Consider the following 16,998-nt stretch of genomic DNA (forward strand, 5'->3'; position numbering starts at 1 on the left):
GCGAATCCGTGGGGTCTAGACCGGCAGCCGCACCGTCGCGCGCAGGCCGCCGAGCGGCGAATCGCCGAGCATGATGTCGCCGCCATGAGCGCGCGCGATGTCGCGGGCGATGGCAAGGCCCAGGCCCGTGCCGCCGCCATCGACATTGCGGGCCTCGTCGAGCCGGAAGAAGGGGCGGAAGACGTCCTCGCGCTGGTCCGGCGGTATGCCCGGCCCGTCATCGTCGACCATCACGATCAGGTAGCGCGCATCATGCGTCGCCCGGATTGCGATGCGGTCGCCATAGCGGGCGGCGTTGGAGACGAGATTGGTCAGCAGGCGGCGGAAGGCGTCCTGGCGGATCACGACCAGCGGATCGCCGATGACCGTCAATTCGGTCTGGTGGCCCTGCCGCTCGGCATCGGATTTCAGTTCTTCCAGCAGCGCGCGGATATCGGTCTCGATGGCGGTCTCGCCGGCATCGCCGCGGGCGAAGGCGAGATAATCCTCGAGCATGCGGCTCATCTCGTCGACGTCCTTCTCCAGCGCCTCGATCTCCCAGGAGCGCTCCATCAGGGCGAGCGAGAGCTTGAAGCGGGTGAGGATGGTGCGCAGGTCGTGGCTGACGCCGTTGAGCATGGTCGTGCGTTCGCCGATCGAGCGTTCGACGCGCCGCTTCATCTCGATGAAGGCGTTGCCGGCGCGGCGGACCTCGCGGGCGCCGCGCGGCCGGAAATCGGCGTCGCGCCCCTTGCCGAAGGCTTCCGCCGCATCGGCGAGCTTCAGGATCGGGCGGATCTGGTTGCGCAGGAACAGCACGGCGATGGTCAGGAGGATCAGCGATGTCCCGATCATCCAGAGCAGGAAGATATGGCTGTTCGAGGCATAGGCCGCGTTGCGCCGCGTCAGGATGCGCATCACGTCCTTGCCGAGCTTGATGCGGATCTCGATCAGGCTGGAGCGGCCGACGGTGTCGAGCCAGAAGGGGCGCGCGACCTGCTGGCTGAGCTCGGTCGAGAGCGCGTTGTCGAGCAGCGAGAAGAAGGGGCGCGGGCCCGGCGCCGGCAGATCGGAATCGGGGATGATGTCGAGATCCATCCCCAGCCGCTCGGCCGCGATGCGCGACAATGTCGAGGTGTCGGCATCCTGCGGATAGCTCTCGTAGACATCGATCAGCATGGCGATGTCGGCCGAGACGGCCGAGGACAGGCGCTGCGTCACCGTCTGCCAGTGCCGCTCCATGAAGACATAGGCGATGACCGATTGCAGCAGCACGACCGGCGCGATGACGATGACGAGCGCGCGCGGATAGAGCCCTTTGGGCATATAGCGCGCGACGATCTGCAAGGGCCGGCCGATGCGTTTGAAGGCGGGGCGCACGGCCTTGCCAAGGTTCTCCAGCGCGCGTTCCAGCACGGCGAAGGCGTGCGTCACCAGGCGTGCGGCGGCGCGCAGCGTGGATTGGCCTTTCCTGCCGGGTTGCAGCGGTGTCACGTCCGGTCCGTCACCAGCCTGTAGCCGACGCCGCGGACCGTCTGGAGATAGAGCGGGTCGGTCTGGTCGCGCTCGACCTTGCGGCGCAGGCGATTCATCTGGACGTCGACGGTGCGATCGTTGGCGGCCGAGCCCTGCGCGGCCAGTTCCTCGCGCGGGACGACCTCGCCGGCCCGCTCCGCCAGCGCGGTCAGGATCTCGCGCTCGCGCTCGGTCAGGCGGATGGTCTCTTCGCCCTTGCGCAATTCGCCGCGCGCCAGCCCGTAGATGAAGGGGCCGAAGCGGACGAAATCCGGCCGCGTGCCGGATTGGGCGGCCTCGACGATGAGCGTGCGTTTCAGGATGTTGCCGAGCCTGAGCAGCAATTCGCGCGGCTCGAACGGTTTCGAGAGGTAGTCGTCGACGCCGATCTCGAGGCCGTTGATGCGGTCCTTGCCGTCGGCGCGGGCGGTCAGCATCAAGATCGGCACAGCCGAGCCGCCGCGGAAGCGGCGGGCGAAATCGAAGCCGTTCTCGCCGGGCATCATCACATCGAGCACGATCGCATCGAAGACGAGATTGCCGAGCCGCGTATCGGCCTCGGCCGCATTGGCTGCCGTCGTCACCCGGTAGCCGTTGTCGCCGAGGAAGCGGGCCAGCAATTCCCGCAGGCGCCGGTCGTCGTCGACGACGAGGACATGCGGGGCCTCGTCGGGCAGGGGCTTGCGGGCCGGCTTCGCCAGGGTCTCGGTTGCGATCATCTCGCGCCTTTCTCCTGCGCCGGTCTTGGGCCGGCGCGCCGCGGTGCAGGGCTCCATAGCATAACGTGCGGAGCCGGTCGCCGCTAAGCCTTGTCGAGCAGGCGCTCCACCTTGGGCCGCTCGGCCGGGTCGATCAGGGCGGCGAGATAGCGCGCGGCGATGGCCGCCGCCTCGGGCGGGGCGCCTTCCAGCGCGCGGTTGATGCGCTTCGCCTGCAGGCGCACGAGGCGCAGCGCCAGGTCCTGGCCCGAGGGCGTGGTGTGGAGATGGCGCTGGCGCTTGTCCTGCCGGCCGGTACGCTGCTCGATATAGCCCTTCTCGACCAGCTCCTTGAGCACGCGGTTCAGGCTCTGCTTGGTGATCTGGAGGATGTCGAGCAGTTCGGCGATGGTCAGGCCCGGCCGGCGCTGGACGAAGTGCAGGACGCGGTGATGGGCGCGGCCGAAACCGTAATCGGCGAGGATGCGGTCGGGGTCGCCGACGAAGTCGCGATAGGCGAAGAACAGGAGCTCGATCAGGTCGTGCGGCACCGCCTCGGAGGAGGGCTTGAGCGACGGGTCGTCAGCGTCGGAAGAGGATGGGGCCAAAACACGCGTCCAAAAATTTGGGTCAGCCTTATTGACATATCTCAGACGGAAGATTACCGGTCAAGGGCGTTGAGCGAACGATTATTTCAAAGCGTCCCGCTGCAACGCAGCTTTAGACCCGCGCTTGCGTTCCGAAAACGGCTGTGTCCGAGTTCCGGAAACAAGCACCCAGGAGAAGGTCCATGTCAGTCATTCCTTTCGACCAGCGCGATGGCGTCATCTGGTTCGACGGCAAGCTCGTGCCGTGGAAGGACGCCAAGATTCACGTACTGACCCATGGACTGCACTACGGCTCGTGCATCTTCGAGGGCGAGCGCTCCTATGACGGCGTGATCTACAAGAGCACCGAGCATTCGCAGCGCTTCCACAAGTCGGCCGAGATCATGGATTTCACGATCCCCTATTCGGTCGCCGAGCTCGACGCGGCGAAATATCTCTGCCTGAAGGAGAACGGCCTGAAGGACGCCTATCTGCGCCCGGTCGCCTGGCGCGGCTCCGAGATGATGGCGGTTTCCGGCATGAACAACACGATCCACACCGCGATCGCCGTGTGGGAATGGCCGAGCATGTTCGACATGGCGGCGAAGCTGAAGGGCATCCGTCTCGACGTCGCCGATTATCGCCGGCCCGATCCGGCTTGCGCGCCGGTTCATGCCAAGGCGGCGGGCCTCTACATGATCTGCTCGCTCTCCAAGCATAAGGCCGAGCGCGCCGGCTATGCCGATGCGATGATGCTCGACTGGGAAGGCAATGTCGCCGAATGCACCGGCGCCAACATCTTCTTCATCAAGGACGGCGTGATCCATACCCCGCTGGCCGACCGCTTCCTGAACGGTATCACCCGCCAGTCAGTGATCGACCTGTGCCGCCAGCGCGGCTTCGAGGTGGTCGAGCGGCGCATCCGGCCAGAGGAGCTCGAAGGCTTCAACGAGTGCTTCATCACCGGCTCGGCCGCCGAGGTGACGCTGGTCTCCGAGGTCGGCCCGTACAACTTCATCACCGGCAACATGGGCAAGGTGGTGATGGAAGACTATTCGGCCGCGGTGCGCTCGCAGTCGAAGGCGGCGTGATCATTCGCTAGCTCGGTCTCTCGTTGTCATTCCGGGGCGCGCCTCAGGCGCGAACCCGGAATCCACGACTGGGTAAGGCATCTGATACAGCGATTGCGAGCCGGCTCACCCTGTCGTGAGTTCCGGGCTCTTCGCTCTGCGAAGCCCCGGAATGACAAGGGTGGTTCTGAATGACGCTGCTCACTTCCCCTTGCTGCGATAAAGCGTGATCCAGTCCTCGGACGCGATGCCGCGGCATTCGCCCATCATGCTGAACTCGGTTTGGACGAAGGCGGTGCCGGTCCAGGCATAGCCGCCGGCCGCGCCGCAATCACCGATGCCGCGCCCCTTGTCGAAGAAGGCGATATGGCCGGTGCGCGGATCGAAGCTCGCATTGGTCAGATCGTTGCCGCCACCGGCGAAGCCGAGCGGGGTCGCTTTGGCAGGCTCGTTCTCCGGCATGATGAAGAACGAGGACGACAGGTTGTAGGCGCCGCGCGAGCAGGCGAGGGCGACCAATATCCGCTTGTTTCCGAGCGCCCAGGCCTCGTCCTGTTTCACGAGAGTGGCATCGTCCTCGCAGGAATCGGGGTCCTTTTTCTTCCGTTCGGCGCGCAGGCTCGCGGCCTGCTGCTTGCCAGCCTTCATGTCGAGCATCGGCGGCGCCGGGACCGCTGCAATCACCGGAAGGGCGGGGGCCGGCGGCACGGCCGTGCTCGTGCCCTTGCGGACGAGCGCGGTGGTCGTGCCGAGCCGGCCCTGCTGCTCGTCGGTCCAGAGCATCGCCGCGACCGAGCCGACGAGTGAGACGCTGCCGGTGAGGCCGGGCGCGGTGACGGTCAGCTTCGTCGCCTTGCGGGCGGCCTCGATCAGTGCGGACATGTCCTCGGCAGAGAAGGTCAGCGTCGCCAGATCAGCATCGACCGTGACGGGGAGGGGCTTGCCGCCCGCGGGGAAAGCCGCGCCGTCGAGCCTGAGCTGGACCGTGCGCGGCGGCGTCTTCCAATCGCCGCGCAGCCTGAGCATGAGGGTTGCCGCCCCGTCCGGCCCTGCAGGACGTTCGAGGCGCAGATAGGCGACCGGGTCGGCCGCTTCGGCGGGGAGGGAGAGCGCCGTGCAGGTCTTGATGTTGTCGCAGCCGGCCATCCAGTCGCGAAAACTCTTCGGCTCCGGCCCGGCGGCTAGGGCGAATGCGGGCAGCAGCGCCAGACCCGTGCCGAGCGTGGCACCCTTCAGGCCGTCAAGGAGCCTGTTCCCAGCGTTTCGCCGCATCGTCGTCATCCGCCTTGGCTTCGACCCAGCCGCCGAGCGTGCCGTCGGCGCGGTGCTCGCGCTTCCAGAACGGGGCGCGGGTCTTGAGGTAGTCCATCATGAAATCGGCGGCCTCGAAGGCCGGGCGGCGATGGGCCGAAGCCGCCAGCACCAGCACGATCTGCTCGCCCGGCTTGACCAGCCCATAGCGGTGGATCGCCACGAGGCCCATGAGCGGCCAGCGAGCGGCGGCCTCAGCGGCGACGCGGGCGATCTCGGCCTCGGCCATGCCGGGGTAATGCTCCAGCTCGAGCGCGGCGAGCGTGCCGGCCTCGTCGCGGCAAAGCCCCGTGAAGGAAACGATCGCGCCGATATCGGCGCGATCGGTCGACAGCGCGTCGATCTCGTCCTGAAGCGAGAAATCTTCCCGCTGGATGCGGACGAGGGGGGAGGTCACGGTCTCAACCGCCGGTCATCGGCGGGAAGAAGGCGATCTCGCGCGCGCTCCCGAGCCGGGCCTGCGGCTTGGCATGGACATGGTCGAGCGCGGCCCGCACGATTTTTTCGTCGGTGAAGGCAGCCTCGTAGCCTTCGCCGCGCGCCTTGAGCCAGCGCACGAGATCGGCGATGGTCGCGAGGTCGGCGGGGATGTCGAGCGTCTCCTCGGGCAGGCCGACGCGCTCGCGCACCCAGGCGAAATAGACGATGCGGACCGTGCGCGTGCCGGCTGCCGCCGTGGCGGTCGCGGTGCTCATGGCGTGCGCTCGTCCTCTTCGACGAGGTGGCGGATGCCGGCGTTGAAATAATCCCAGCCGGTATAGATCGTCAGGCCCGCGGCGGCCCAGAGCAGCACGATGCCGATCGTGGTGTTGCCGGGCAGGACCTTGTCGCCGGCCGGGCCGACGACGAGGAAGCCGAGCGCGAAGAGCTGCGCCGTCGTCTTCCACTTGGCGACCTTGCTGACGGGCACGCTGACCTTCAGGTCGGCGAGGAACTCGCGCAGGCCGGAGACCAGGATCTCGCGGCAGAGGATGACGATCGCGGCCCAGAGCGTCCAGCCTTCGATCTGGCCGGTATAGACCAGCATCAGCAGCAGGGCGGCGACGAGCAGCTTGTCGGCGATCGGGTCGAGCATCCGGCCGATCGCCGATTGCTGGCTCCAGGCGCGGGCGATGTAGCCGTCGAGATAATCGGTGATGGCGGCGGCGGTATAGATGCCTAGCGCGATCCAACGCATCCAGTCGTCGCGCGGCCAGAACAGGATTGCCACCAGGGCCGGGATCGCCAGGATCCGCCCGTAGGTGAGGAGGTTGGGCAGCGACCAGGGGCCGCGCCGCCTGATGGCGTCTGGAAGAATCGTCACGTCGAGCACCAAAGCAAGCCGGCCATCGCGGCGTCAACATGCAAGACGCCGATTGTGGCAGAACGATCAAGCATCGTGAAAGAAATCATGCACGGCCTTGGCCGTCGCGGCGTTGACGCCCGGTGTGCGCATGAGGTCGTCGAGCTTGGCGCGCTGGATCGCCTTCACCGTGCCGAAATGCAGCAGCAGCGCCCGTTTGCGCGAGGGGCCGATGCCGGGGATCTCGTCGAGCGGGTTCTTCATCGTCTCGCGCTTGCGCTTGGCACGGTGGGTGCCGATGGCGAAGCGATGCGCCTCGTCGCGCAGGCGCTGGATGAAATAGAGGGCGGGGTCGCGCGGCTGCAGCTTGAAGGGCTCCCGGCCTTCCATGTGGAAGGTCTCGCGCATGGCATTGCGGTCCTCCCCCTTGGCGATGGCGACAAGCGGGATGTCTGCCGCGCCGAGATCCTTCATGATCTTCAGCGCGGCGCCGAACTGGCCCTTGCCGCCGTCGACGATGACGAGATCGGGACGAGAGGGGAAGCCGTCGGGGTCATTGCGCGGCTTGGCTGGCTTGCGAGCCTTCTTCTGCGGGCCTTCATCCCCCGGAGAGCCGTCCGGCACCTCGCCGAGGATGGCCGTCGCGGCTCCGTCGCCCTCTGGGACATCCTTTGAGACCGCCGCGTCCGCGGCCTCCTCAGGATGAGGGCTGAGGATGATGCCTTCTTCCTTCGCCAGCTTCGCGAACCTTCGCGTCAGCACCTCGCGCATCATGCCGAAATCGTCGCCGGCGATGGTGTCGGTCGAGATGTTGAAGGTGCGATAGTGGCTCTTCATGAAGCCGTCGGGCCCGGCGACGATCATGCCGCCGACCGCGTTGGTGCCCATGATGTGCGAGTTGTCGTAGACCTCGACCCGGCGCGGCGCGGTCTCCATGCCGAAGGCGGCGCCGAGCGCCGCGAGCAGCGCGCTCTGGCCGGCATTGTCGGCGAGCTTGCGGGAAAGCGCTTCGCGGGCATTCTTGACGGCATGGGCCATCAGGTCGGCGCGCTCGCCGCGCTTGGGATGGGCGACCTCGACCTTGCGGCCGGCGCGGGCCGACAGCGCCTGGCCGATCAGTTCGATCTCCTCGACCGGGTGCGAGAGCAGCACGAGACGCGGCGGCGGCTTGTCGTCGTAGAATTGCGCGACGACGGAAGCGAGCACCTCGGCCGGCGTCAGGGAGCGGTCGGCGCGCGGGAACAGGGCTCGGTTGCCCCAGTTCTGGTGATTGCGGAAGAAGAAGATCTCGACGCAGAACTGCCCGGCCTGCTCGTCGATGGCGAAGGCATCGGCCTCCTCGACGCCCTGCGTATTGATGTCCTGCCCGGCCTGCACCGCCGAGAGCGCGGCGAGACGGTCGCGGTAGCGCGCCGCCTTTTCGAATTCGAGGTCCTCGGCCGCCGCCTGCATCCGGGTCGACAGGAGCTGCTTCACCGCCGAGGAGCGGCCGGAGAGGAAATCGCGAGCCTGGCCGGCGAGCGACTGGTATTCGGGAATCGAGACCTCGCCGGTGCAGGGGCCGGCGCAGCGCTTGATCTGGAAGAGCAGGCAGGGGCGCGTGCGATTCTCGTAGAAGGAATCGGAGCAGGTGCGGATCAGGAAGGCCTTCTGCAGCGCGTCTATGGTGCGCGTCACCGCCCAGACAGAGGCGAAGGGGCCGAAATAGTCGCCCTTGCGTTGGCGGGAGCCGCGATGCTTGAGGATCGCGGGCGCATCGTGGTCGCCGGTCAGCAGGATATAGGGGAACGATTTGTCGTCGCGCAGCAGCACGTTGTAGCGCGGGCGGAGCTGCTTGATCAGGTTCGACTCGAGCAGCAGCGCCTCGGTCTCGGTGCCGGTGGTCACGAACTCCATGTTCGCCGTCTCGGCGATCATCCGGGCGACGGCGTTGGTATGCGCCATGCCGCGGGCATAGGAGGTCACGCGGTTCTTCAGGCTCTTGGCCTTGCCGACATAGAGCACCTCGCCGGCGCGATCGAACATCCGGTAGACGCCGGGCCGGTTCGGCAGGTGCCTGGCGAATTCCCGGATAACCTCGATGCCGGCCTTGAGCGCGCCGGGCGCGGTCTCGCCGAGATCAAGCGTCGACTCGACGGGGAGGGCGTCCTCCTCGTCCTCGAACTCGTCCTGCGGAAGATCGTCCTGGCGCTCGCGACTCATGGCCTGCATGTAGGATGCCGCAGCGGCTTCGTCATGTCAGGAGCGGCGATAATTCAACGCTGAATCAAATGGCGTGTGCTTCCCGGTGCGGGCGATTTCGTGAAGAATCCGCGATCGTTTTTCGAGGTTGTGTTTCGTCCCCTGCAGCGCCGGTTTTTGTTGTCCTGACATCGTCTTTCTGTTTTCGGTTTGACATCAAGCCGACGAACGCCTATCTGTTAAATTCGATTTAGGCCTGATGACTTGGCCATTCGCGCCTTTGAGCGCGACATGCTGATGATTTTCTTCCTCTGATCGAATTCGCCGCCGCATGTTTTCCATGGGGCTTGGATAAGCATGTTTGCGGGAGGCATTAATGGCTTCTGGTTCTGTCAAGTGGTTCAACGCCACCAAGGGTTTCGGTTTCATTCAGCCTGACGATGGCGGGCAGGACGTTTTCGTCCATATCAGCGCCGTCGAGCGTGCCGGTCTGCGCGATCTGCGCGACGGCCAGAAGATCTCCTACGAGATCGTTCAGGACAAGCGTTCGGGCAAGAGCTCGGCCGACAACCTGCAAGCCGAATAACTGCGGGGAAGCGGAACGACGACGCTTTGAGGCGACCACGGATGTACCGGCGCCACGACACGATGTTTCGCACCAAGCAGTGAGTGAAGGGTCGGGATCAACAAGCCCGGCCCTTTGTGCTTTCTGGAAAGGATAACCATGCAAGTTCTCGTCCGGGACAACAATGTCGACCAGGCGCTTCGCGTCCTGAAGAAGAAGCTGCAGCGCGAAGGCGTGTTTCGCGAGATGAAGCAGCGCCGCGAATTCGAGAAGCCGTCCGAGCGCCGTACCCGCGAGAAGGCCGAGGCGATCCGCCGCGCCAAGAAGGCTGCCCGCAAGCAGGCGCAGCGCGAAGGTCTGCTGCCGGCGCCGAAGCGCAAGGTGCCTGTCGGCCGGGGCCGCCCCGGAGCGGGACCTGGAGCCGGAGTGCCGCGCCCGGCCGCCGTCTGATCGACGACGGTCGATCCGCGACTGTTACGTAGGAGTGTCGCATGTCGAGCCGCAACATGAAGCTGGACGAGATCAAGGCGCGGGCGCAGGCGGCGTTCGAGAAGACCGAGCAACGCCGGCAGGAAGCCCTTGTCGCCTGGCAGGCGGTCGAGGATGAGGCCAGCGCGGCCCGTCTCAAGACCCAGAAGCTGCGGGCTCTGCGTCTCGCCCGGGATGCCGAGGAGGCTGCGGCCAAGGAGGCCGCTGCCAGCAGCGCGCCGCCGGCAAAGCGCTCGCGAAAGGCTGCGGCAAAGGCGCTCTGACGTTCCTCCCTTGACGATGTTTCGGACAGGCGGCCATCACCATGGGCCGCCTGTCCGCGTTTTGGGCCGATGCGGCGTGTGTCGGGCACAGGAAAACGCGCCATGAATGACCTCTCCCCGACGCCGGGCCGGATCATCCTGCTCAACGGCGCGTCGAGCAGTGGCAAGTCCTCATTGGCGCGCGCCATCCAGAGCCGGATCGACAGGCCGTTCTGGCATATCTCGATCGACCATCTTCGGGATTCCGGGGTGCTGCCGGCGGCGCGGCTCAAGAGCGGCGAGTTCGACTGGCGGGAGATGCGCGAGGCGTTCTTCCTCGGCTTCGAACGCTCGCTGCTCGCCTATGTCGCGGCCGGCAACGATCTCGTCGTCGAGCACATCATGGAAAGCGAGGCCTGGCTGTTGCGGCTCGCGGACACGCTTGCCGGGCAGGACGTCTTCTTCGTCGGGGTGCATTGCGCGCTGGAAGAGCTGGAACGGCGCGAGCGCGAGCGTGGCGACAGGCCGATCGGCGATGCCCGGCGCGACTTCCACCGCATCCATTCCTATTGCCTCTACGATCTCGAGGTGGATGCGATGCAGGATCGGGAGAGCAACGCCGATAGGGTCATTGCCGCATGGCACGCCCGTTCGAAGCCGATGGCTTTCGAGCTCCTGCGCGAGCGGCGGGTCTGTGGCGGAGCGCGGGCGTAATCAAGCCGCCGCGATGCAGTCGATTTCGATGTCGAACGGTCCCGGCCAGGCCGGAACGCTGATGAAGATGCGCGCCGGCGGATCCTGGGGGAAATAGCGCGCGTAGACCGCATTCACCGCGGCGAAGCTGTCGACCGAGGTGCAATAGACATTGCATTTCAGGACATTGTCCAGGGAAGAGCCTGCTGTCTCCAGGCAGAGCTTCATCTGCTCCAGCGCGATTTCGGTCTGACGCTCGATGGATGCATGGGCGAGGATCTCGCCTGTCGCGGGATCGAAGGGCGGAAAGCCCGAGACATAGAGCGTATCGCCGTGACGCGTCATCGCCTTCCAGCGTTCGAGCCATGTCGATAGCGGTTCGACGCGGATGACTTCTCTTTTGGCCGTCATGATGCGATGCCCTTGAAACGCGAACGGGGTAAGATTTTCTAAGCTAGCGTAGTCGAAACCGGCACGGTTGCGACGGCGGACGCTACGGGCGTGGCCGAAGCATCGGGTCTCAGCAGGGTATGCCATCATGATTCAGGCCGATAATCTGCGCATCACCTTGGCCTCGCGCCCGGAGGGCCGCCCGAGCCCGCAGAACTTCCGGCTGGAACACGCTGCCGTCCCAGCGCCCGCGGAGGGGCAGGTGCTGCTCAAGATCCTCTATCTCTCGCTCGATCCCTATATGCGCGGGCGGATGAGCGCGGCGAAATCCTATGCCGCCGCGACCGAGATCGGGCAGGTGATGGAAGGCGGGACCGTCGGCGAGGTCGTCGAGAGCCGCGATCCGGGGTTCAAGCCGGGCGACATCGTCCTCTCCCATTCCGGCTGGCAGTCCTATGCGGTGGCTAATGCCGCGCAGCTCCGCAAGCTCGATCCGAAGAGCGCACCGCTGACGACGGCGCTCGGCGTGCTCGGCATGCCCGGCTTCACCGCCTATGCCGGTCTGCTCACCATCGGCCAGCCCAAGCCCGGCGAGACGGTCGTGGTCGCGGCGGCGAGCGGGCCGGTCGGCTCTGCGGTCGGGCAGATCGCCCGGATCAAGGGCGCGCGCGCTGTCGGCATCGCCGGCGGCCCCGAGAAATGCACTTTCGTGCGCGACACGTGCGGCTTCGATGCCGTCATCGACCATCGTGATCCCGAGATGGCGGCCAAGCTCGCCGCAGCCTGCCCGGACGGCATCGACGTCTATTTCGAGAATGTCGGCGGCCATGTCTGGGATGCGGTCTTCCCGCTGCTCAACACCTTCGCGCGCATCCCGGTCTGCGGCCTTGTCGCGCAATACAATGCCAGCGGCGAATTTCCGGGGCCTGACCGGCTGCCTGGGATGATGCGGCAGGTGCTGTCGAAGAGCCTGACGATCCGCGGCTTCATCCAGCGCGAATTCGCCGCCGCGCAGGGCCCGATCTTCCGCGAGGAGATGGCGCGCTGGATCGCGGAGGGCGCGGTCAAGTACAAGGAAGACATCGTGTCGGGGCTGGAGAACGCGCCCGAGGCCTTCATCGGCCTGCTGGAGGGCCGGAATTTCGGCAAGCTGATCGTCAAGATCTAAGCGCGGCCCGCCACGGGCCAGCCTTTTTCCTTGACCATTGAGCAGGTGCGCGGCCATCACCATGCGCCCGCCACCGGACCTCGCCATGCCCGTATTCGCCATTCCGTTCCCGATGATCGACCCTGTCGCGGTGCAGTTCGGGCCCTTGGCGATCAAATGGTACGGGCTTGCCTATGTCGTGGGGCTGCTCGGGGGCTGGTGGTATGCGCGCAGGCTCGTGGCGTCCGACAGGCTCTGGGGCGGGCGGGCGCGGCCACAGCCGGCCGAGCTCGACGACATGCTGCTCTTCGTCGCCTTCGGCGTGGTGCTCGGCGGGCGGATCGGCTTCGTGCTGTTCTACGACCTGCCGCGCTATCTCGAACGCCCGCAGGACATCCTGGCGATCTGGCAGGGCGGCATGTCCTTCCATGGCGGGCTGATCGGCGCGACGCTGGGCCTCTGGCTCTTCGCAAGGCGGCTCAAGCTGCCGGCGCTGTCGGTGTTCGATCTCGCCGCCGCGGTCGTGCCGATCGGGCTCATGCTCGGGCGCATCGCCAATTTCATCAATGGCGAGCTCTGGGGCCGGCCCGCGCCCGATTTCCCCTATGCGATGGTCTTCCCGAATGGCGGGCCGCTGCCGCGCCATCCGAGCCAGCTCTATGAGGCCTTCGCCGAGGGGCTCCTGCTCTTCGTGCTGGTGAACCTGCTCGTCCGCTTCGGCGGGTTCCGGCGGCCTGGCTTCGTCGCCGGCGTCTTCGGCATGGGCTATGCGGTCGCCCGGATCGTCTGCGAGTTCTTCCGCGAACCCGATCCGCAGCTCGGCTTCCTGTTCGGTACATCGGTCGACGCGCTCTCGGGCGGCATCACCATGGGCATGCTGCTCTCGCTGCCGGTGTTCTTCGCCGGTCTCTGGCTCGTGCTGCGCAGCCGGCGCGGGATGCCCGGCGGGGCGCGGGCGTGACAGCTCTCAAGGCCGAGATCATCGACCTGATCCGGCAGGAAGGGCCGATCGGAATCGGCCGCTACATGGCCCTGGCGCTCGGCCATCCCCGCCATGGCTATTACATGACGCGCGATCCCCTGGGAGCCGAGGGTGATTTCACCACGGCGCCCGAGATCAGCCAGATGTTCGGCGAGCTGATCGGGCTCTGGGCGGCGCATGCCTGGCAGGCGATGGGCGCACCGGCCCGGTTCCGGCTGGTCGAGCTCGGGCCGGGACGTGGCACGCTGATGGCCGACATGCTGCGGGCGACGCGGATCGTGCCGGGCTTCCATGCCGCGCTCTCAATTCATCTCGTCGAGACAAGCCCGGTGCTGCGGGCCCGGCAGGCGACGACACTCCAGGGTTTCGAGCCCGTCTGGCATGACACGATTGCCGGCGCGCTCGATGGCCCGGTGATCGCGGTCGCCAACGAATTCCTCGACGCGCTGCCGCTCGACCAGTTCGTGATGACCAAGGACGGCTGGCGCGAGCGATTGGTCGGGATTGGCGATGATGGCGACCTCGCCTTCGGCCTTGCGGCGGCGAGCGAGCATGCCCTGAAAATAACGGCGCCGGCCGGCTCGATTTTCGAGCAGCCCACCATTGCGCTCGACATCGTCGGACAACTCGCCGGCCACCTCGCCGCGGGGGGCGGGGCAGCGCTGCTCGTCGACTACGGCGCGATGCGTTCGGGCTTTGGGGACACGCTGCAGGCGATGAAGCGGCATGAATTCGTCGATCCGCTCGCCGAGCCCGGCGACGCCGATCTCACGGTCCATGTCGATTTCGAGCGGGTGGGGCAGGCGGGGTTGAACGCTGGAGCCGCCCTACACGGGGCGGCGACCCAGCGCGATTTCCTGGTCGCTCTGGGTCTCCCGCAGCGGGCGCAGGCACTGTCGCTCAAGGCGAATGCGGAGCAGCGCACCGCGATTTCCGATGCCTTCGACCGCCTGATCGCGTCGGGCGGGACCGGCATGGGGGATTTGTTCAAGGTTCTCGCGCTATCGCAGCAGACCCTGCCGCCTCTGCCCGGATTTGACCTTCATCGGCTGCCAGACCGGGGCTGAACGCGGCCGAGCCGCTCGCGACTTCGCACCAACCGGACCACGACGCCCATGTTCATCACCGCCCGCGAACTCGCCGGAGAAGCCGGTATCCGCCACGCCTTCTTCACCCGCGAGGGTGGTGCTTCGAAGGGCATCTACGCTTCGCTGAACGGTGGGCTTGGCTCCTCCGACGATCCAGCGGCGATCGTCGAGAACCGGGCGCGGATGGCGCACCATCTCAGCGTCGCGCCGGAAAACCTGGTCAGCCTCTATCAGGTCCATTCCGCCGATGTGGAAGTGGTGACCGGCCCCTGGCCGGGCGAGCGGCCGAAGGCCGACGCGATGGTCACCACCGCCTCGCATGTCGCGCTCGGCATCTCCACTGCCGATTGCGGGCCGATTCTGTTCGCCGATGGCGAAGCGCGGGTGATCGGCGCCGCCCATTCCGGCTGGAAAGGCGCCTTCACCGGCATCGTCGGCGCGACGGTGACGGCGATGGAGAAGCTCGGCGCCCGGCGCGAGCGCATCACCGCCGTGCTCGGCCCGACGATCAGCGCGAAAGCGTATGAAGTGGGGCCGGAATTCATCGAGCGCTTCAAGGCCGAGAATCGGACCTATTCGCGCTTTTTCACGCCCTCCGAGCGCGCGGCCCATGCGATGTTCGACCTGCCGGCCTTCATCGGGCTCAAGGCGCAGGAGGCGGGAATCGGCCGCTTCGTCGATATGGGCCTGTGCACCTATGGCGACGAGAAGCGCTTCTTCAGCTACCGGCGCACGACCCATCGCGGCGAGCCGGATTATGGCCGCTTGATCGCGGCGATCGCCCTCGATTGAGACGATAGCGGTTGACGGCGCGGTGCGGCGGCTTGTCGCACTGCTGCAATAGGAGCATCGTTCCGCCGTCGGGGGAACGCATCGCTTCCTCAAGACCTGTGTTCTTCGGGCGATGCATCGAGATGCAGGGGGCCGAGATGGAACAGATCCTGATGAACCTGATCGCTGGCGCGGTCGGCGGCAATGCGGCCGGCAAGGCCAGTCCGAGCTTCGATCTCGGCACGCTCGGCAACACGATTTCCGGCCTCGTCGGCGGCGGCGTGCTCGGGCAACTGATCCCGATCCTGCTGCCGGCGATCAGCGCGGCGGCGCAGGGCGGCAATCTCAGCGTCGGCGGGGTGCTGACCAACCTGATCTCGGGCGGCGCCGGCGGCGCGATCCTCACCGCGATCATCGGCGCGCTGAAGAACAAGGCCGCTTGAGGCGCCTCGATCCCGATCAGCCGACGATGTCGGGCGTGCGCCAGCCGAGATGCTGGCCGGCATCGACGGCGATCATCTGGCCGGTTACGGAGCTGGCGCGCGCGAGATAAAGGACGGCCTCGGCGATATCGCCCGACGGGACCCGGTGTCCGAGCAAGGTGCCCGCGGCTTCCTGGTCCAGTCGGTCGATGCCGTCATAGCTGTTGGGGAAGGTCGGGCCGGGGCCGACGGCATTGACGCGGATGCGCGGGGCCAGCGCCTGCGCCAGCGTCCGGGTCGCGGTGAGCAGGGCGGATTTCGTCAGCGTATAAGAGTAATATTGCGGCGTGAGCTTCCAGACGCGCTGGTCGACGATGTTGACAACCGCGCCCTTCGCATCGGCGGGCAGCCGTTCGGCCATGATCCCGATCAGTTGCGAGGGGGCGCGCAGGTTGATCGAGAACTGGCGGTTCCAGGCGGCGATGTCGAGCGAGCGGACATCGTCGGCGACGAAGCTTGCGGCGTTGTTGACCAGCAGCGTGACCGGGCCGAGCGCTGCTTCCGCAGCGGGGATCAGGCCGGCCACGGCGGCCGGATCGACCAGATCGGCGGTCAGCAGGCAAGCTTTCGCGCCGCCGGATTCGAGCGTTTCCAGCAGCGCGTCCGCCTCTTCGTGGCTGTCGCCGTGGTGGATCGCCACCGCATAGCCGGCGTCTGCCAGCCTCTCGACGATGGCGCGGCCGATTCGCCGGGCGCCGCCTGTGACCAGCGCGACCTCAGCCATCACGGCCATCCCGATTCGCTAGCGGCGGTGTGGTCTGGGTCGAAGCGCGCCGCTGCAGACGGCGTTCCCAATGCTTGGCGACGCGCAGATAGCGATAGAAGGCGTAGTTCATCGCGGTCATGAAGCCGTAGATGCCACGTAGCGCATGGCGGCGCCCGATATAGGCCTTGAGGAAATTGGCGGGGAATTCGGCGACGAGCCGGAAGACGGAGAGCGTGCCGCCGCGCGCGTCGAGATCGTCGGCCTGCGCATCGCTATAGGCGTTGAGCTTGTCCATCTGCTCGCCCAGTGAGCGGACCGAGAAATGGTGGACCGTCCCGCGCAGGCGCCCGACGCTCGCATCCGCGGCGAGATCGACCCTGTCATGGACGGGCGAAGCCGAGTAGCGACCCTTGCTCTTGCGGTAGAGCCGCACGGGGGCGAGCGCATAGGCGAATCGGTGCGGCGCTCCCTCGCCCGGAAAGATCTCGGCGATTCTCACCCTATAGGCGTCCTTCGGCGGCGAGCCGGCCGCAAACAGGGTCGAGATCTCGGCGGCGAGATCGGGCGGGACGACCTCGTCGGCATCGAGATTGAGCAGCCAGTCGTGGCGGCACTGTTCCTCGGCGAAGCGCTTCTGCTGGCCGTAGCCTGGCCAGGCGTTGAAGAAGACGCGGGCGCCGAGCGATTCGGCCAGCGCCTGCGTGCCGTCGGTCGAGCCGGAATCGACGACCACGATATCGTCGCTCAGCGCGCGCGCGGCCTCGATCGCCCGGCCGATCCGGTCCGCCTCATTTTGGGCAATAATGAAAATCGAAAGAGG

The 16,998-nt window shown here is 66.6% G+C and carries 21 protein-coding genes; 10 read left to right on the forward strand and 11 right to left on the reverse strand.

All coding sequences use genetic code 11. The features are described from left to right. Positions 1-15: 15 nt before the first annotated feature. From JHD80_RS23250 to JHD80_RS23260, 3 genes are all read right to left on the reverse strand, one after another. Positions 16-1,359 carry an ATP-binding protein gene (locus tag JHD80_RS23250; protein ID WP_349237338.1) on the reverse strand — a complete coding sequence of 448 codons (1,344 nt, stop codon included), beginning with the start codon at positions 1,357-1,359 and terminating at the stop codon, positions 16-18. Between the two features lie 110 nt (positions 1,360-1,469). Next, positions 1,470-2,213 carry a response regulator gene (locus JHD80_RS23255; protein WP_199092285.1) on the reverse strand — a complete coding sequence of 248 codons (744 nt, stop codon included), beginning with the start codon at positions 2,211-2,213 and terminating at the stop codon, positions 1,470-1,472. 83 nt (positions 2,214-2,296) lie between these two features. Continuing rightward, on the reverse strand, positions 2,297-2,800 hold the full coding sequence (locus JHD80_RS23260; RefSeq protein WP_199092287.1) for a MarR family transcriptional regulator: 504 nt from the start codon (positions 2,798-2,800) through the stop codon (positions 2,297-2,299). Positions 2,801-2,982: 182 nt separating this feature from the next. Here JHD80_RS23260 and JHD80_RS23265 point away from each other — a divergent pair, with 182 nt between their 5' ends. Continuing rightward, the gene (locus JHD80_RS23265; protein WP_199092289.1) at positions 2,983-3,870 is read left to right on the forward strand and encodes a branched-chain amino acid aminotransferase; all 888 of its coding nucleotides are present in this window, start codon (positions 2,983-2,985) and stop codon (positions 3,868-3,870) included. A gap of 180 nt (positions 3,871-4,050) precedes the next feature. Here JHD80_RS23265 and JHD80_RS23270 read toward each other — a convergent pair whose 3' ends face one another. The 5 genes from JHD80_RS23270 to uvrC are packed head-to-tail and all read right to left on the reverse strand — an operon-like array spanning position 4,051 to position 8,644. Next, complete coding sequence (locus JHD80_RS23270) at positions 4,051-5,121, reverse strand: DUF1176 domain-containing protein (RefSeq protein ID WP_199092291.1); 1,071 nt, start codon at positions 5,119-5,121, stop codon at positions 4,051-4,053. Next, positions 5,090-5,557, reverse strand: a complete 468-nt coding sequence (locus JHD80_RS23275) for a molybdenum cofactor biosynthesis protein MoaE (protein WP_199092294.1) — start codon at positions 5,555-5,557, stop codon at positions 5,090-5,092. The genes JHD80_RS23270 and JHD80_RS23275 overlap by 32 nt, the downstream gene beginning before the upstream one ends. Positions 5,558-5,561: 4 nt before the next feature. Then, positions 5,562-5,855: a molybdopterin converting factor subunit 1 gene (gene moaD / locus JHD80_RS23280; RefSeq protein WP_199092296.1), complete on the reverse strand. Its 294-nt coding sequence runs from the start codon at positions 5,853-5,855 to the stop codon at positions 5,562-5,564. Next, positions 5,852-6,472 carry a CDP-diacylglycerol--glycerol-3-phosphate 3-phosphatidyltransferase gene (gene pgsA / locus JHD80_RS23285; RefSeq protein WP_199092298.1) on the reverse strand — a complete coding sequence of 207 codons (621 nt, stop codon included), beginning with the start codon at positions 6,470-6,472 and terminating at the stop codon, positions 5,852-5,854. The genes moaD and pgsA overlap by 4 nt, the downstream gene beginning before the upstream one ends. A gap of 57 nt (positions 6,473-6,529) precedes the next feature. Then, the gene (gene uvrC / locus JHD80_RS23290) at positions 6,530-8,644 is read right to left on the reverse strand and encodes an excinuclease ABC subunit UvrC (protein WP_199092317.1); all 2,115 of its coding nucleotides are present in this window, start codon (positions 8,642-8,644) and stop codon (positions 6,530-6,532) included. Between the two features lie 355 nt (positions 8,645-8,999). On the opposite strand from uvrC, the gene JHD80_RS23295 reads away from it, so the two are divergent. The 4 genes from JHD80_RS23295 (at position 9,000) to JHD80_RS23310 (ending at position 10,633) form a co-directional block, all read left to right on the forward strand. Next, positions 9,000-9,209 carry a cold-shock protein gene (locus tag JHD80_RS23295; protein ID WP_199092300.1) on the forward strand — a complete coding sequence of 70 codons (210 nt, stop codon included), beginning with the start codon at positions 9,000-9,002 and terminating at the stop codon, positions 9,207-9,209. A 138-nt stretch (positions 9,210-9,347) separates the two neighbouring features. Further along, positions 9,348-9,638: a 30S ribosomal protein S21 gene (gene rpsU, locus JHD80_RS23300; RefSeq protein ID WP_199092302.1), complete on the forward strand. Its 291-nt coding sequence runs from the start codon at positions 9,348-9,350 to the stop codon at positions 9,636-9,638. 41 nt (positions 9,639-9,679) lie between these two features. Further along, positions 9,680-9,940: a hypothetical protein gene (locus JHD80_RS23305; protein ID WP_199092303.1), complete on the forward strand. Its 261-nt coding sequence runs from the start codon at positions 9,680-9,682 to the stop codon at positions 9,938-9,940. A 102-nt stretch (positions 9,941-10,042) separates the two neighbouring features. Continuing rightward, positions 10,043-10,633, forward strand: coding sequence for a chloramphenicol phosphotransferase CPT family protein (locus tag JHD80_RS23310; RefSeq protein WP_199092304.1), 591 nt, complete (start codon positions 10,043-10,045; stop codon positions 10,631-10,633). Here the strand turns inward: JHD80_RS23310 and JHD80_RS23315 are convergent, their stop codons facing one another. Further along, on the reverse strand, positions 10,634-11,023 hold the full coding sequence (locus tag JHD80_RS23315) for a RidA family protein (protein WP_199092319.1): 390 nt from the start codon (positions 11,021-11,023) through the stop codon (positions 10,634-10,636). It abuts the gene before it with no gap. 127 nt (positions 11,024-11,150) lie between these two features. On the opposite strand from JHD80_RS23315, the gene JHD80_RS23320 reads away from it, so the two are divergent. The 5 genes from JHD80_RS23320 to JHD80_RS23340 all read left to right on the forward strand — a co-directional run bounded on the left by JHD80_RS23320 (position 11,151) and on the right by JHD80_RS23340 (position 15,433). Then, positions 11,151-12,170 carry an NADP-dependent oxidoreductase gene (locus tag JHD80_RS23320; RefSeq protein WP_199092305.1) on the forward strand — a complete coding sequence of 340 codons (1,020 nt, stop codon included), beginning with the start codon at positions 11,151-11,153 and terminating at the stop codon, positions 12,168-12,170. A gap of 85 nt (positions 12,171-12,255) precedes the next feature. Beyond that, the gene (gene lgt / locus JHD80_RS23325; protein WP_199092306.1) at positions 12,256-13,110 is read left to right on the forward strand and encodes a prolipoprotein diacylglyceryl transferase; all 855 of its coding nucleotides are present in this window, start codon (positions 12,256-12,258) and stop codon (positions 13,108-13,110) included. Beyond that, positions 13,107-14,198, forward strand: coding sequence for an SAM-dependent methyltransferase (locus JHD80_RS23330; protein WP_199092307.1), 1,092 nt, complete (start codon positions 13,107-13,109; stop codon positions 14,196-14,198). The genes lgt and JHD80_RS23330 overlap by 4 nt, the downstream gene beginning before the upstream one ends. A gap of 48 nt (positions 14,199-14,246) precedes the next feature. Continuing rightward, positions 14,247-15,011 carry a peptidoglycan editing factor PgeF gene (gene pgeF / locus JHD80_RS23335; protein WP_199092308.1) on the forward strand — a complete coding sequence of 255 codons (765 nt, stop codon included), beginning with the start codon at positions 14,247-14,249 and terminating at the stop codon, positions 15,009-15,011. A gap of 137 nt (positions 15,012-15,148) precedes the next feature. Beyond that, positions 15,149-15,433 carry a hypothetical protein gene (locus JHD80_RS23340; protein ID WP_199092310.1) on the forward strand — a complete coding sequence of 95 codons (285 nt, stop codon included), beginning with the start codon at positions 15,149-15,151 and terminating at the stop codon, positions 15,431-15,433. 16 nt (positions 15,434-15,449) lie between these two features. Here JHD80_RS23340 and JHD80_RS23345 read toward each other — a convergent pair whose 3' ends face one another. After that, entirely contained in the window at positions 15,450-16,196 is a 747-nt protein-coding gene (locus JHD80_RS23345) for an SDR family oxidoreductase (protein WP_349237337.1), read from the reverse strand. After that, the coding region (locus tag JHD80_RS23350) for a glycosyltransferase family 2 protein (protein ID WP_210339976.1) at positions 16,189-16,998 on the reverse strand (810 nt) is incomplete at its 5' end. The genes JHD80_RS23350 and JHD80_RS23345, both read right to left, overlap by 8 nt.

The organism is Allobosea sp. ASV33 (assembly GCF_016428755.1).
Lineage (GTDB): Bacteria > Pseudomonadota > Alphaproteobacteria > Rhizobiales > Beijerinckiaceae > Allobosea.